This window comes from Nocardioides marmotae, assembly GCF_013177455.1.
In the GTDB taxonomy this organism is placed as follows: Bacteria; Actinomycetota; Actinomycetes; order Propionibacteriales; family Nocardioidaceae; genus Nocardioides; species Nocardioides marmotae.
Genome location: NZ_CP053660.1, coordinates 2,414,331 through 2,429,867, shown reverse-complemented (window position 1 = coordinate 2,429,867; position 15,537 = coordinate 2,414,331). Strand labels below are relative to the sequence as shown.

11 protein-coding genes are annotated in these 15,537 nt (G+C 73.5%); all 11 read left to right on the top strand.

From position 1 onward, the window contains the following. Nucleotide 1: 1 nt before the first annotated feature. The 11 genes from recN (at nt 2) to HPC71_RS11675 (ending at nt 15,241) form a co-directional block, all read left to right on the top strand. Entirely contained in the window at nt 2-1,762 is a 1,761-nt protein-coding gene (gene recN, locus HPC71_RS11725; protein WP_171896716.1) for a DNA repair protein RecN, read from the top strand. Between the two features lie 112 nt (nt 1,763-1,874). After that, nucleotides 1,875-3,059 carry a putative cytokinetic ring protein SteA gene (gene steA / locus HPC71_RS11720; protein WP_154617450.1) on the top strand — a complete coding sequence of 395 codons (1,185 nt, stop codon included), beginning with the start codon at nt 1,875-1,877 and terminating at the stop codon, nt 3,057-3,059. Then, the gene (locus HPC71_RS11715; protein WP_154617452.1) at nt 3,056-3,949 is read left to right on the top strand and encodes a copper transporter; all 894 of its coding nucleotides are present in this window, start codon (nt 3,056-3,058) and stop codon (nt 3,947-3,949) included. The genes steA and HPC71_RS11715 overlap by 4 nt, the downstream gene beginning before the upstream one ends. A 31-nt stretch (nt 3,950-3,980) precedes the next feature. Beyond that, nucleotides 3,981-5,678 carry a CTP synthase gene (gene pyrG / locus HPC71_RS11710; protein ID WP_171896715.1) on the top strand — a complete coding sequence of 566 codons (1,698 nt, stop codon included), beginning with the start codon at nt 3,981-3,983 and terminating at the stop codon, nt 5,676-5,678. 318 nt (nt 5,679-5,996) lie between these two features. Beyond that, the gene (locus HPC71_RS11705; protein ID WP_154617454.1) at nt 5,997-6,611 is read left to right on the top strand and encodes an NUDIX domain-containing protein; all 615 of its coding nucleotides are present in this window, start codon (nt 5,997-5,999) and stop codon (nt 6,609-6,611) included. Nucleotides 6,612-6,696: 85 nt separating this feature from the next. Next, entirely contained in the window at nt 6,697-7,812 is a 1,116-nt protein-coding gene (gene ald / locus HPC71_RS11700) for an alanine dehydrogenase (protein ID WP_171896714.1), read from the top strand. A gap of 11 nt (nt 7,813-7,823) precedes the next feature. Then, nucleotides 7,824-8,804, top strand: coding sequence for a site-specific tyrosine recombinase XerD (gene xerD, locus HPC71_RS11695; protein WP_154617456.1), 981 nt, complete (start codon nt 7,824-7,826; stop codon nt 8,802-8,804). Continuing rightward, on the top strand, nt 8,804-11,422 hold the full coding sequence (locus HPC71_RS11690) for a DEAD/DEAH box helicase (RefSeq protein WP_154617458.1): 2,619 nt from the start codon (nt 8,804-8,806) through the stop codon (nt 11,420-11,422). The genes xerD and HPC71_RS11690 overlap by 1 nt, the downstream gene beginning before the upstream one ends. 286 nt (nt 11,423-11,708) lie before the next feature. Beyond that, nucleotides 11,709-13,109, top strand: a complete 1,401-nt coding sequence (gene zwf, locus HPC71_RS11685) for a glucose-6-phosphate dehydrogenase (RefSeq protein WP_171896713.1) — start codon at nt 11,709-11,711, stop codon at nt 13,107-13,109. Further along, nucleotides 13,102-14,931, top strand: coding sequence for a glycoside hydrolase family 15 protein (locus HPC71_RS11680; protein ID WP_216656402.1), 1,830 nt, complete (start codon nt 13,102-13,104; stop codon nt 14,929-14,931). The genes zwf and HPC71_RS11680 overlap by 8 nt, the downstream gene beginning before the upstream one ends. 19 nt (nt 14,932-14,950) lie before the next feature. After that, entirely contained in the window at nt 14,951-15,241 is a 291-nt protein-coding gene (locus HPC71_RS11675) for a GNAT family N-acetyltransferase (RefSeq protein ID WP_154617464.1), read from the top strand. The last annotated feature ends 296 nt before the right edge of the window (nt 15,242-15,537 follow it).

The window sequence follows — 15,537 nt, the reverse complement described above, 5'->3', positions numbered from 1 at the left end:
GGTGCTGGAGGAGATCCGGATCGGTTCGCTCGGTGTCATCGACTCCTCGACCCTCGAGCTCGGCCCCGGCCTGACCGTCATCACCGGCGAGACGGGTGCCGGCAAGACGATGATCGTCACGGCGCTCGGGCTCCTGCTCGGCGGCCGGGCCGACAGCGGGGCGGTCCGCTCGGGATCCCGCTCGGCGCGAGTCGAGGGCGTCGTGGACGCCAGCGCGCTGGCGGCGTTCGCCGCCGCGGTTGAGGAGGTTGGCGGGACGGTCGAGGACGACCGGGTCGTCCTCGCCCGCAACGTCGCCGCCGAGGGCCGCTCCCGTGCCTTCGTGGGCGGCGCCTCGGTCCCCGTGTCCTCTCTCGCCGAGCTCGCCGAGCCACTGGTCGCCGTGCACGGACAGTCCGACCAGCACCGGCTCCTGCGGCCCCGCGCGCAGCGCGAGGCGCTCGACCGGTTCGCCGGCGCGCCGGTCGCCGCGTTGCTCGAGCGCTACCGCGGCGCGCACCGGCGGCTCGCCGCTGTCGAGCGCGAGCTCGACGAGGTGGTCACCACCGCCCGGGACCGGGCACGGGAGGCCGACCTGCTGCGGTTCGGGCTCGAGGAGGTCGAGCAGGTCGCGCCGGAGCCGGGAGAGGACGAGGCGCTCGCCGCCGAGGAGTCCCGGCTCGGGTTCTCCGACACGCTGCGGCTGGCCGCCGAGGTCGCCCGCGAGGCGCTCTCGAGCGAGCAGGGCTCACCCGACGCCCTGGGCACGACCTCCGCCGCCCGGTCCGCGCTCGAGGGGGTCCGCGAGCACGACACCGAGGCCGGTGAGCTCGCCGACCGGCTCGCGGAGGTCACCTACCTGCTCTCCGACGTCGCCGCCGACGTCGCGTCGTACGCCACCCGGATCGAGACCGACCCCGCCCGCCTCGCCGCCGTCTCCGAGCGGCGGGCCGCCCTGACCGCGCTGACCCGCAAGTACGGCGAGTCGATCGACGAGGTGCTCGCCTGGGCGGAGACCTCCGCGCGGCGGCTGTTCGAGCTCGACGGCACCGACGAGCGGATCGAGGAGCTGCGGGCCGAGCGCGACGAGCTCCGGGCGGAGCTGGGCGGCCTGGCCGGTGAGCTCAGCGCGGCCCGGTCCGAGGCCGCGGGCCGCCTCGCCGAGCAGGTCACCGCGGAGCTGGGACTGCTGGCGATGCCGCACGCGCGGGTGAGCGTCGAGGTGCGGCAGACCGAGCTGGACCCCGACGGCGCCCCGGCCACCGGCGCCGGCGCGCCGCTGCTGGTGGGGGAGCGGCACCTGCGCTTCGGCTCCTCGGGCGTCGACGAGGTCGAGCTGCTGCTGGCCGCCAACACCGGCTCCGAGCCGCGTCCGCTGCACAAGGGCGCCTCCGGCGGCGAGCTGTCCCGCGTGATGCTCGCGCTCGAGGTCGCCCTCTCCGAGACCAGCCCTGTGCCGACGTTCGTCTTCGACGAGGTCGACGCCGGCGTCGGCGGCACCGCGGCGGTCGAGATCGGGCGCCGGCTCGCCCGGCTCGCGCGGTCCGCCCAGGTCCTCGTCGTCACCCACCTGCCGCAGGTCGCGGCGTTCGCCGACCGGCACGTGGTGGTGGAGAAGTCCAGCGACGGAACCGTGACCAGCTCGGGCCTGACGGTCCTCGACGAAGCCGCGCGCGAGCGGGAGCTCTCGCGGATGCTGGCGGGGATGACCGAGAGCGACACCGCGCTCGCCCACGCCCGCGAGCTCCTCGAGGTCGCCGCCTCCGCCCGCGCCCTGGCCTGACCGGGCTCGGCCGGGCTCGACCGGGCCGTCGGGGTGACCTGCCCCACGCCGACGCGCCCGGCGGTGAGTGGTCCGGCTGCGGGCCCTCGGGGTTTGTGACCATGGAGCGGTCATGAGACTCAGCACCCGCCAGCAGCACCGTGTCCTGCCCGGGGTGACGGGGACCGCCCGCGTCGAGCGTCGTACCCGGGCGCTCCTGCCCCGGCTGCGGCCCGGCGACATCGCCGTCCTCGACCACTCCGCGCTCGACCGGGCGACCGCCCAGCGTCTCGTCGACGCCGGGGTCGCCGCGGTCGTGAACGCCTCCCCGATGGTCTCCGGCCGCTACCCGAACCTCGGCCCCGAGGTGCTGCTCGCCGCGGGCGTCCCCATGCTCGACGGGATCGGCTCGACGGCCCTGGCTGCCGTGCCCGACGGCGGCGCGGTGCGCCTGGACGCCGGGACGCTGCTGGAGGACGGCGACGCTGAGGGCGCGCGCGTCCTCGCGTCGGGCCGCCCGGTCGACGCCGAGGTGCTCGCCGAGGAGCTGACCCGGGCGCGACAGGGCCTGGTCACCCAGCTGGAGACCTTCACCCACAACAGCGCCGCCTTCCTCCGCAGCGAGCAGGACCTGCTGCTCAACGGCGTCGGCGTGCCGAGGCCCGCCACCCCGATCGCCGGCCGGACCGTCGTCGTGGTCGCCGACGGGCCCGACGTCGCCGCCGCGCTGGACCGGCTCCGGCCCTACCTGCGCGAGCAGGAGCCGGTGATCGTCGCCGTCGGCCGCAGCGCCGACGTCGTGCGCGAACGCGGCCGGCGGGTCGACGTCGTGGTCGTCGACGCCGCCGAGCCCGACGGCGTCCCCAGCGCGCGCACCCTCAAGGCCGCGCGCGACGTGGTCGTCCGCGCCGGTCGCGGGGCGGGCGGCAAGGAGGCCATCGACTCCCTGGACCGCCTCGGGGTGCGCTCGCTGCGCATCGAGACCGACGCCACCGCCGAGGACGCCGCGCTCGTCGTGGCCGACGCCGCCGAGGCGGCGCTGGTCATCGGGGTCGGGCTGGACGCCAGCCTCGAGGAGTTCCTCGACCGCGAGCGCTCCGGACTCGCCAGCACCTACCTCACCCGGCTCAAGCTCGGCGCCCGTCTGGTCGACGCCGCGGCCGTGCCCTACCTGTACTCGGGCCGCGTGCGGCCCCACCACCTCCTGCTGGTCATGCTCGCCGGCCTGGTCGCCCTCGCGGTCGCCGTCGGCGTGACCCCGGTCGGCCAGGAGTGGGCCGACCAGCTCTCCGAGACCCTCCGAGGACTTCTCCCGTGATCACCTACCGCCACCACGTCGTCTCCCTCGTCGCCGTCTTCCTCGCCCTCGCGGTCGGGGTGGTCCTCGGCGGCGGCCCGCTGAGCGAGCTCGGTCGCGCCGACGACCAGCAGGCACCCGCCCGGGCGGTGACCCAGCAGGCCCGGCTCGCCGCCGGCTACGGGGACACCTTCGCCGCCGCGGCCGCCGAGCAGCTCTACGACGGCCGGCTCGCCGATCGGCCGGTCGCGGTCCTCGCGATGCCCGGCGCGGACGACAGCACCGTCGCCGGCCTGACCGAGCAGGTCGAGCTGGCCGGCGGGTCGGTCACCGGGCGCTACGACGTGCAGCCGGCGCTGCTGGCCGCCTCGGAGAAGGCGCTGGTCGACACGCTGGGCAGCCAGCTGGCCGACGACCTCGGCGCGGGCGTGGTCGACGCCGGCGCGGCGACGTACGCCCGGATGGGGCAGCTGCTCGGCGTGGCCCTGGCCACGACCGGTGAGCAGGCCAGCCCCGCCACCGAGGAGACCCGCACCGTGCGGCAGAGCCTGGCCGGGGCGGAGCTGGTGGTCTCGCCCGACGGCGAGGCGCCGCGCGCGCCCGCCGTCCTGGTGGTGCTCGGCGAGGACGGCCCGACCCCGGAGGTCCTGGCGGTGCTGGACGGCCTGCTGAGCGGTACGGCGGAGACCTCCGGCGGTGTCGTCGTCGCGGGCACGACCGACCAGGCCCGCTCCGGCGGGATCCTCGCCGCGCTGCGCCGCGAGCCGGTCGCCGACATGGTCAGCACCGTCGACGGCACCGAGTCGACGCTCGGCCAGGTGACCGCCGTCCTGGCGCTGCTGCGCCGGCTCGGCGGCGAGGGCGGGGCCTTCGGCGCATCCGGCGCCGACGGCGCCGTGCCGTTGGGTTGACCGAGCCGATCCTGGGATAGCATGGAGTCCCGTGAAGAACCCGACGCCCACCAAGCACGTATTCGTGACCGGAGGCGTCGCCTCCTCGCTGGGCAAGGGTCTGACGGCCTCAAGCCTCGGCCGGCTGCTCCGCTCGCGCGGTCTGCGCGTGACGATGCAGAAGCTGGACCCGTACCTCAACGTCGACCCCGGCACGATGAACCCGTTCCAGCACGGTGAGGTCTTCGTCACCAACGACGGGGCCGAGACCGACCTGGACATCGGCCACTACGAGCGGTTCCTGGACACCGACCTCAACCAGGTCGCGAACGTCACCACCGGTCAGGTCTACTCCAGCGTCATCGCCAAGGAGCGCCGCGGCGACTACCTCGGCGACACGGTCCAGGTGATCCCGCACATCACCAACGAGATCAAGGACCGGATCCGCTTGATGGCCGGCGAGGGCGACGACGCCGTCGACGTGGTCATCACCGAGGTCGGCGGCACGGTCGGCGACATCGAGTCCCTGCCGTTCCTCGAGGCCGCCCGCCAGGTCCGCCACGACGTCGGCCGCGACAACTGCTTCTTCATCCACGTCTCGCTCGTGCCCTACATCGGCCCCTCGGGCGAGCTGAAGACCAAGCCCACCCAGCACTCGGTCGCCGCGCTCCGCCAGGTCGGCATCCAGCCCGACGCGGTGGTCTGCCGCGCGGACCGCGAGCTGCCGGAGAGCATCAAGAAGAAGATCGCGCTGATGTGCGACGTCGACGACGAGGCGGTCATCACCTGCGCCGACGCGCCGTCGATCTACGACATCCCCAAGGTGCTGCACCGCGAGGGCCTCGACGCCTACCTGGTCCGCCGCCTCGACCTGCCCTTCCGTGACGTCGACTGGAGCGCCTGGGACGACCTGCTGCGCCGGGTGCACCACCCGCGCGAGGAGGTCACGGTCGCGCTCGTCGGCAAGTACGTCGACCTGCCGGACGCCTACCTCTCGGTCGCCGAGGCGCTGCGCGCCGGCGGCTTCGCCCACGAGGCGAAGGTGAACCTGCGCTGGGTGCCCTCCGACGAGTGCCAGACCCCGGCCGGGCAGCAGCGCCACCTCGGCGACGTCGACGCGATCTGCGTGCCCGGCGGCTTCGGCATCCGCGGCCTGGAAGGCAAGCTCGGAGCGCTGACCTACGCCCGGACCCACGGCATCCCGACCCTGGGACTGTGCCTGGGCCTGCAGTGCATGGTCATCGAGTACGCCCGCAACGTCGCCGGCCTCGAGCACGCCGACTCCACCGAGTTCGACCCCGGCACCAGCGAGCCGGTCATCGCCACGATGGCCGAGCAGAAGGAGTACGTCGAGGGCGCGGGTGACCTCGGGGGCACGATGCGTCTGGGGCTCTACCCCGCCGCGCTCGCCGAGGGCTCGATCGTGCGTGAGGTCTACGGGGCGCCCGTGATCGAGGAGCGGCACCGGCACCGCTACGAGGTGAACAACGCCTACCGCGACCAGCTCGCGCAGGCCGGCCTGGTCTTCTCCGGCACCAACCCCGAGCACGACCTGGTCGAGTTCGTCGAGCTGCCGCGCGAGGTGCACCCGTACTACGTCGCCACCCAGGCCCACCCCGAGCTGCGCTCGCGTCCCACCCGCCCGCACCCGCTCTTCGCGGGCCTGGTCGGCGCGGCGATCGACCGCCAGCGCGAGCTGCGGTTCCCCATCGACGTCGACGCCCCGGCCGAGACGCCCGTCGAGGCCTGAGCCGGGCCAGCCGCCCGCCCCCGTCGCTGGTTGAGCAGCGAAGGCCGCCCAGGCCTGAGCGTGTCGGAACCCCGTGAGCCGAACCGCGGCCTGGGCCACTGGTGGGTCGGGGCCTGCGGCTCGCGCCGGGCGGGCGGGCCCGGTCGTCGTCCGCCTCCGGCCCGACCTGCGCGGGCGACGCTGGGGGTTCATCAAGGGATGCAGCCGAGTAGTCACTTCCCACGGTGAGCTCCACCCGGGGAGTGGCGGTTCGCCTGCATACCTTGATGAAACGACGCGACGGGGCGCGGGCCGAGGGTGATGGGTAACGTCGCCGGCATGTCGACGCCCCTGGAGGACCGCCCGGAGAGCTGGCCTGTGACGGAGTCGGCCGGCCTGACCGACACGGGGTGGGTGGTCGACCTGCGCAAGGACCTGGTCCTGCGGCCCGGCGGCGACGGGGAGGAGCCGTTCGCGCGGCTGGTGCTCGAGCACCCGGGGGCGGTGATCGTGCTCGCCGTCGACGACGGCGACCGGGTGCTGTGCCTCGTGCAGTACCGCCACGCCGCGGGGCGCCGGTTCGTCGAGCTGCCCGCGGGCCTCCTCGACGGCCCCGAGGACGAGCAGCCGCTCGAGGTGGCGCGTCGGGAGCTGCGCGAGGAGGCCCAGCTCGAGGCGGAGGAGTGGACGCCGCTGGGCACGACCTGGTCCTCGCCGGGCATCTCCGAGGAGGTCATGCACCTCTTCCTCGCGCGGGGGCTGCGCACGGTCGACCGCGGCGACTTCGTGCTCCAGCACGAGGAGGCCGACATGGAGACGCTGTGGGTGCCGTTCGAGGAGCTGCGGGCCGCGGTGCTCGACGGCCGGGTCGGTGACGGGCCGCTCGTGCAGGCGGTGCTCCTGGCCGCGGCGAAGGGACTCATAGGGCGCGGCACGTCCGAGGCCGCGACGTGACCTGCGCGACACGGCCGGGCGGTAGTGTCGCGACGTCGTCACGACGAGGTGCCGGCGTACCCGCTCGAGACAAGGAACCACGCCCGTGAAGGTCGGTGTCCCGAAGGAAGTCAAGGACCACGAGTACCGGGTCGCCATCACCCCGGTCGGTGTGCACGAGCTGGTCGCGCACGGACACGAGGTGCTCGTCGAGACCGGCGCGGGCGTCGGGTCGTCGATCGCGGACGAGGAGTACGTCGCCGCCGGCGCGCGCATCGTCAGCGACGCCGACGAGACGTGGGGCGCCGCGGACATGGTGCTCAAGGTCAAGGAGCCGGTCGCGGAGGAGCACCACCGCCTGCGCGAGGGGCTGACCCTCTTCACCTACCTCCACCTGGCCGCGGACAAGCCGCTCACCGAGGAGCTGGTCGCGCGGAAGGTCACCGCGATCGCCTACGAGACCGTGCAGCTGCCCTCGGGCGCGCTGCCGCTGCTCTACCCGATGTCGGAGGTCGCCGGGTGCCTCGCGCCGCAGGTCGGCGCCTACTCGCTGCTCAAGGCCGAGGGTGGTCGCGGGGTGCTGCTCGGCGGGGTCGGCGGCGTCGCCAACGCCAAGGTGGTCGTCATCGGCGCCGGCGTGGCCGGGCAGAACGCGGCCAACATCGCGCTGGGCATGGGCGCCGACGTGACCCTGCTCGACACCGACCTGGACAAGCTGCGGATGTCGTTCTGGCGCTACAACAACCGCGTCCACGGCCTGGCCTCCTCCAAGCTCGCGATCGAGCAGCAGGTCACCGAGGCCGACCTGGTGATCGGCGCGGTGCTGATCCCCGGGGCCGCCGCCCCGAAGCTGGTCACCAACGACCTGGTCGCGCAGATGAAGCCGGGCTCGGTGCTCGTCGACATCGCCGTCGACCAGGGCGGCTGCTTCGAGGACACCCGGCCCACGACGCACTCGGACCCGACGTACCGGGTGCACGACTCGATCTTCTACTGCGTGGCGAACATGCCCGGCGCGGTGCCGAACACCTCGACCTACGCGCTCACCAACGCGACCCTGCCCTACGTCGTCGCGCTCGCCGGCAAGGGCTGGGAGCAGGCCAGCCGCGACGACCGCTCGCTGGCGCTCGGCCTGAACACCCACGCGGGCCGGCTCACCAACACCGCGGTCGGCGAGGCCGTCGGCATGGAGGCCACCACCCCCGACGAGGTGCTGGCCTGAGCACCCAGCAGATGACCGCGCAGGACACCGGCGGGCAGGCGGCCGCGCAGACGACCGGGCCGTCCGCCATCGCCCGGGCGGTGCGCACCTACCTCGACCACCTGGCGGTGGAGCGCGGCCTCGCGGCGAACACGCTGTCGTCGTACCGCCGCGACCTGCGCCGCTACCTCGAGCACCTCGACCGGGTCGGCATCAGCGACCTCGGCGAGGTCACCGAGGCGACGGTCGGGGAGTTCCTGGCCCGGCTGCGCGAGGGGGACGCCGACCACCCGCCGCTGAGCTCCACGTCGGCCGCGCGGACGGTCGTGGCGGTCCGCGGCTTCCACCGGTTCGCGGTGGCCGACGGGCTGACCGAGGTCGACCCGGCGAGCGCGGTGAAGCCGCCGACGCCCGCCAAGCGGCTGCCCAAGGCGCTGCCGCTGGCCGACGTCGAGGCGATCCTCGAGGCGGCCGGCGCACCCGGCACCGCCCTCGCGCTGCGCGACCGGGCCCTGCTGGAGGTGCTCTACGGCACCGGCGCCCGGATCTCGGAGGCGGTCGGCCTGGACGTCGACGACCTCGACGCGGTCGACGGCACCGTGCTCCTGCGCGGCAAGGGCGGCAAGGAGCGGCTGGTGCCGGTCGGCTCCTACGCCCGCGAGGCGGTCGAGGCCTACCTCGTCCGCGGCCGCCCCGAGCTCGCCTCCGCGGCCACGGGGGCCGGCAACGGCGGCGCGCTCTTCCTCAACGCCCGCGGCGGCCGGCTCTCGCGCCAGTCGGCCTGGGCGGTGCTGGCCAAGGCCGCCGAGCGGGCCGGTGTCACCCGGGACGTCTCGCCGCACACGCTGCGTCACTCCTTCGCCACGCACCTGCTCGACGGGGGTGCGGACGTGCGTGTCGTGCAGGAGCTCCTGGGGCACGCGTCGGTGACCACGACCCAGGTCTACACACTGGTCACCGTGGACAACCTTCGTGAGGTCTTCGCAACCGCCCATCCCCGGGCCCGCGACTGATGGCTTCCTTCTCCGTACCGACGACCGACGACCCCGACGAGGTCTACGACGCCCTGACCGGGTGGGTGGAGTCCCAGGGGCTCTCGATGTACCCGCACCAGGAGGAGGCGGTCATCGAGCTGCTGGGCGGCAGCAACGTCGTCCTGGCGACCCCGACCGGCTCCGGCAAGTCCCTGGTCGCCCTCGGCGCCCACGCGGCGGCGCTCGCGACCGACCGGGTCAGCTTCTACACCGCGCCGATCAAGGCGCTGGTGAGCGAGAAGTTCTTCGCCCTGTGCGAGGTCTTCGGCGCCGAGGACGTCGGCATGCTGACCGGCGACGCCGCGGTCAACCCCGACGCCCCGATCATCTGCTGCACCGCCGAGGTGCTCGCCAACATCGCGCTGCGCGAGGGCTCCCGGGCCGACGTGGGGCTCGTGGTGATGGACGAGTTCCACTACTACGCCGACCCGCAGCGCGGCTGGGCCTGGCAGGTGCCGCTGCTGGAGCTGCCGCAGGCGCAGTTCCTGCTCATGTCGGCCACCCTCGGCGACGTCTCGGACCTGGCGAAGGACCTGACCGGCCGCAACGGCCGGGAGACCGCGATCGTCGACCAGGCCGAGCGGCCGGTGCCGCTGCACTTCAGCTGGTCGCTGACCCCGCTCCCGGAGATGCTGGAGGAGCTGGTCGAGACCGGGCAGGCGCCGGCGTACGTCGTGCACTTCACGCAGGCGGCGGCTGTCGAGCACGCCACCTCGCTGCTGGCGGCCAAGAAGATCGAGAGCTCGGACAAGGAGGCGCTGGCCGAGCGGCTGGCGGGCTTCCGGTTCGGCGCGGGCTTCGGGAAGACGCTCGCGAAGATGCTCAAGCGTGGCATCGGCGTCCACCACGCCGGGATGCTGCCGCGCTACCGCCGGCTCGTCGAGCAGCTGGCCCAGGCCGGGCTGCTGACGGTCATCTGCGGCACCGACACCCTCGGCGTCGGCATCAACGTCCCGATCCGCACGGTGCTGTTCACCGGGCTGGCGAAGTTCGACGGCAGCCGGCAGCGCGTGCTGCGCTCGCGGGAGTTCCTCCAGATCGCCGGTCGCGCGGGGCGGGCCGGCTACGACACCGTCGGGTACGTCGTGGTCCAGGCCCCCGAGCACATCATCGAGAACGAGAAGGCCAAGGCGAAGGCCGAGGCCAAGAACGCCGCGATGAGCGAGGAGAAGCGGGCCAAGCGCAAGTCCAAGGCCCAGCTGAAGAAGGCGCCGGACGGCGCGGTGGTGTGGACCGAGCAGACCTACGAGAAGCTCGTCGCCGGCGTGCCCGAGCCGTTGACCAGCAAGATGAAGGTCGACAACGCGATGCTGCTCAACGTCCTCGCCCGCGAGGAGGACGCCTTCGGGGTGCTGCGCCGGCTGCTGCAGGACAACCACGAGGACCGGCGCAGCCAGCTGCGGCTCTCGCGTCGGGCGCTGCGCCTGGCGCGCAGCCTGGTCCGCTCCGGGGTGCTCACCCGGCTCGACGAGCCCGACGAGCACGGCCGGCGCTACGTGTTGACCGTCGACCTGCCGCCCGACTTCGCGCTCAACCAGCCGCTCGCCCACTTCGCGCTCGCCGCGCTGGAGGTGCTCGACCCCGAGGCCGAGGAGCACACCCTCGACATCGTCTCGGTCGTCGAGGCGGTCCTCGAGGCGCCCCGGCAGATCCTCTTCGCCCAGCAGCACGCCGCCCGCGGCGAGGCGATCGCGGAGATGAAGGCCGACGGGCTGGAGTACGACGAGCGGATGGCGCTGCTCGAGGAGATCACCTGGCCGCAGCCGCTGCGCGAGCTGCTCGAGGCGACCTACGAGCTCTACCGCGAGGGCCACCCGTGGCTGCCGCCGGTCGAGCAGAGCGAGTCGCTGGCGCCGAAGTCGATCGTGCGCGAGATGTACGAGCAGGGGATGACGTTCACCGACTTCGTCTCCCGCTACCAGCTCGCCCGGTCCGAGGGGCTGGTGCTGCGCTACCTCACCGACGCCTACCGGACGCTGCGCCAGACCGTGCCGGAGAGCCACCGCACGCCCGAGCTCGAGGACCTCATCGAGTGGCTGGGGGAGACCGTGCGCCAGACCGACTCCTCGCTGCTCGATGAGTGGGAGGCGCTGAGCGACCCCGCGCACGTGCGCCGCGACGCTCTGCTGAACTTCGGGGGCGAGCACGCTCCGCCGCCCCCGCCGCGGCCGATCTCCAAGCAGGACCGCGCCTTCACGGTGATGATCCGCAACGCGATGTGGCGCCGCGTCGAGCTGGTCGCCCGCGACGACCTCGACGGGCTGATGGCCATGGAGCGCGCCGACGCCGACCGTGCCGACCCGCCGCTGGAGGTCGTGATGACCCGGTCGGCCTGGGACGGCGCGATCGAGGCCTACTACGCCGAGCACGACACCGTCCTGCTCGACGCCGACGCCCGCGGGCCGGACCTGCTCGAGATGCGGCCGGGGGAGCCCTCGGAGGAGGAGCCCGGCCGTCGTACCCGGGCGGTCCGGCAGACGCTCCACGACCCCGAGGGCCACCATGACTGGGTCATCGACGCCGTCGTCGACCTCGACGCCTCCGACGCCGCCGGCGAGCTGGTGCTCCAGACCCGCGCCTTCCACCGGCTCGGGTAGGTCGTCCCTGCCTCGGGCCGTCCCTGCCTCGGGCCGCCCCTGGGCGGGGTGGCCCGGGCGGGGTGGGTGGCCCGGCAGGTGTGGTCGGGCTGGTGTGGCGGGGCTGGTGTGGCGGGGTAGTCCGCCACACCAGCGCCCTTGGCCGGCCGCGAAAGGGCGCGCCTGTGGCGGACTATCCCGCCAGGGGCCCGGGTAGGCGTGGCCGGGCCGCACCGGGCCGCACCGGGCCGCACCGGGCCGCACCGGGCGGGGTTTGGTGCGGGGGAGGGCAGGCCACCGAGGGGGTGTGACCGAGAACCACCTGCCGCCCCACGTCCTCGTGCTCTTCGGGGCTCGCGGTGACCTGGCCAAGCGGAAGCTCTACCCCGGGCTGTACCGCCTGGCCGCCGCCGGCCGGCTGCCCGAGGCGTACGCCGTCATCGGCAGCGGGCGGAGCGCGCCGGACTCCCCGGAGGAGTTCCAGGACCTCGTGCGGGTCGCCGTCCGCGAGAGCGTCGACGACGCCGACGAGGCGACGCTGGAGGAGCTCGTGGGACGCGTCTCGTTCCGGCCCTCCTCGGCCGATGACGGCTCGGACCTGGCCGAGGCCGTCCGCGAGGCCGAGCAGGAGCTCGGCGGCGAGGCCCGGCGGCTGGTGTACGTCTCGGTCCCGCCCTCGGCGATGCAGGGCATGGTCGGGATGCTCGGGCGTGAGGGCATCGCCGAGCGCGCCCGGCTGGTGGTCGAGAAGCCGTTCGGGCTGGACCTGGAGTCCTCCCGCGAGCTGGACCGCACGCTCAAGCAGGTCGTGGACGAGGACGCGATCTTCCGCATCGACCACTTCATCGGCAAGGAGGCCGTGCAGGACATCCTCGCCCTGCGGTTCGCCAACCGGCTGCTGGAGGCGGCCTGGTGCGCCCGCGACGTCGCCTCGGTGCAGATCGACGTGCCGGAGGCGTTGGGGCTGGAGGGCCGCGGCGGTTTCTACGAGGGCACCGGCGGCCTGCGCGACATGATCTCCACCCACCTGTGCCAGCTGCTCGGCTTCGTCGCCATGGACCGCCCGCGCGACTTCAGCGCCGAGGCGCTGCGCGACGCCAAGGCCGAGGTGTTCGCCGCGCTGCGGCCCTTCGACCGCGAGCACGCGGTGTTCGGCCAGTACGCCGGCTACCGCGACGAGGACGACGTCGCCGACGACTCCGAGGTCGAGACGTTCGTGGCGCTGGAGGCGCGGGTCGACACCGAGCGCTGGCGCGGGGTGCCGTTCTACCTGCGCACCGGGAAGGCGCTCGCCGAGGGTCGGCGCACGATCACGCTCCGGTTCAGGGAGCCCGACGAGCCCCTCTTCGAGCAGGTCAAGTGCCCGCACGAGCTGGTGCTGGAGCTCACCGACCAGCCCGAGGTCAAGGTCGACGTCCGCGCGAAGGTGCCCGGACCGAGGATGGTCGTCTCCGAGGCCACGATGCGGCTGGACCTGGAGACCGAGTTCCCCGGCTCCGAGCCGCTGGAGGCCTACGAGCGGCTGCTGCTCGACGTCATGCGCGGGGACCAGATGCTCTTCACCCGCTCCGACGAGGTCGACCGCCTCTGGCAGGTCTGTCAGCCGCTGCTCGACGACCCGCCGGAGCTCCAGCCCTACGAGCAGGGCTCCTGGGGGCCCGATGCCGCTCTCGCCCTGCCCGAGGGCGGGTGGCGGCTCGGTGGCTGAGCAGCAGGAGGAGCGCGCGGCGTACCCGCCGATCGCCGACCACGGCCTCGTCGGCGACCTGCGCACCTGCGCGCTGGTCGACGTGCTCGGCACCATCGACTGGCTGTGCCTGCCGCGGTTCGACTCCCCGAGCGTCTTCGGCTCGCTGCTCGACCCCGACGCCGGGTCGTGGCGGATCGAACCCGTCGCGTTGACCACGACGACCCACCAGTTCTACCTGCCCGACACCAACATCCTCATCACCCGCTTCCACAACGAGGAGGGGGTCGCGGAGGTGCACGACTTCATGCCGGTGGTCCGCGCCCACGACCCCGACCACCGCCAACGCGTCGTACGTCGCGTGGCGGCCGTGCGGGGCACCACCCGGCTGCGGATGTCGCTCCGCGCGCGACCGGACTACGGACGGGCGGGCGTCGAGGTCACCGAGGCGGAGGGTGGGCTGCTGCTGACCGGGCCCGGCGTCCGGCTGGGCCTGTCCGCGACGACCGGTCTCGAGGTCGAGGACGGCACGGTGAGCGCCGAGGTGGAGGTGAGCGCGGGGGAGCACGTGCTGTTCGCCCTGGAGGTGCTCGAGGAGGGCGCGGAGGTCCAGCCCGGCGGCGAGCTCGACCTCGACGAGCTGTTCGAGGCCACCTCGGCCTTCTGGCGGGGCTGGCTGGCCCAGTCGACGTACGTGGGACGCTGGCGGGAGATGGTCAACCGCTCCGCGCTGACCCTCAAGCTGCTCACCCACGAGCCGTCGGGCGCGATCGTCGCGGCGCCCACGACGAGCCTGCCCGAGGAGATCGGCGGCGGCCGCAACTGGGACTACCGCTACGTCTGGGTCCGCGACGCCGCGTTCAGCCTCTACGCGCTGCTCAAGCTGGGCTTCACCGAGGAGGCGGCGCGGTTCATGGCCTGGCTCTCCGAGCGGATGGGGGAGGACACCGACGACGAGCTGGTCGACGAGCTCGGCCCGCTGCGGGTGGCCTACGACATCGACGGCAACGTGCCGCCCGAGCACGAGCTGGACCACCTGCGCGGCTACCGCGACTCCCGGCCGGTGCGGGTCGGCAACGCCGCGACCGGCCAGCTCCAGCTCGACATCTACGGTGAGCTGATCGACTCGGTCTACCTGTTCAACAAGTACGGCCCCGGCATCAGCCACGACGCCTGGTCCGACCTGACCCGGCTGCTGAGCTGGGTGATGGACAACTGGGACCGCGACGACGCCGGCATGTGGGAGATCCGCGGCACGCCGCGCCCGCACATCGTCTCGCGGCTGATGTGCTGGGTGGCGGTGGAGCGGATGATGCGCACCGCCCGCCAGCGCGGCCTGCCCGGCGAGCTGGCCCGCTGGGCCGAGGTCCGCGACGAGATCTACCACCGGATCATGGACGAGGGCTGGGACGAGGAGCTCGGCGCGTTCGTCGCCTACGAGGGCGCCACGACCGTCGACGCCGGCGTGCTGCTCATGCCGATGGTCAAGTTCGTCGCGGCCAACGACCCGCGGTTCCTCTCCTCGCTGGCCGTGGTCGAGGAGCTGCTCGTCAGCGACACGCTGGTCTTCCGCTACGAGCCCGAGCGCACCGACGACGGCGTCGACGGCGTCGAGGGGACGTTCTCGATGTGCTCGTTCTGGTACGTCGAGGCGCTGACCCGGGTCGGTCGGGTCGACGACGCCCGGCTGGCGCTGGAGAAGATGTTCACCTACGCCAACCACCTCGGGCTCTACGGCGAGCAGGTCGGCCTCAACGGCGAGCAGCTGGGCAACTTCCCGCAGGCCTTCACCCACCTCTCCCTGATCAGCGCCGCGGCCAACCTCGACGAGGCGCTCGGCTGAGGGCCGTACGGTGGGCCGCATGAGCGAGACGACACCGCAGGTCAGGGACGAGGCGGACGCGCAGCGCTGGGTGGCCGAGATCGACAGCGAGGTCGCGGGGTACGCCGAGTACACCCGCGACGGGAGCACCGTCACCTTCACCCACACGGTCGTCGACGACGCCTTCGAGGGCCGCGGGGTCGGCTCGGCGCTGGCGCGGACCGCGCTGGACGCCACCCGCGACGAGGGCAGCACGAAGGTCGTCGCGCAGTGCTCGTTCATCCGCGGCTGGATCGACAAGCACCCCGACTACCAGGACCTGCTCGGCTGACGCCGAGCCCGGTCGAAGGGCGCGCCGAGGGCGGGCGTTCCTCCACAGGTGACTCCACAGGAGCACCGCTGCCTGTGCACGGGAGCGGGGCCGAGTGCACACCTCGTGCACAGATCACGGTCCGGACTGGGGGATTCCGCCGTCGTGTTGTTGTGGGTCCGAGCGCGGTCCTAGGGTGCGGGAGACGGTCACAAGTCGTGAAGTCGACAAACGTCCCCGCCCCTGCGGCGTGGGTCGGGAACGAGGAGCAGCAGATGAGCGATGGTGGGATCCACGCCGGTTCCGGTGCACCCGAG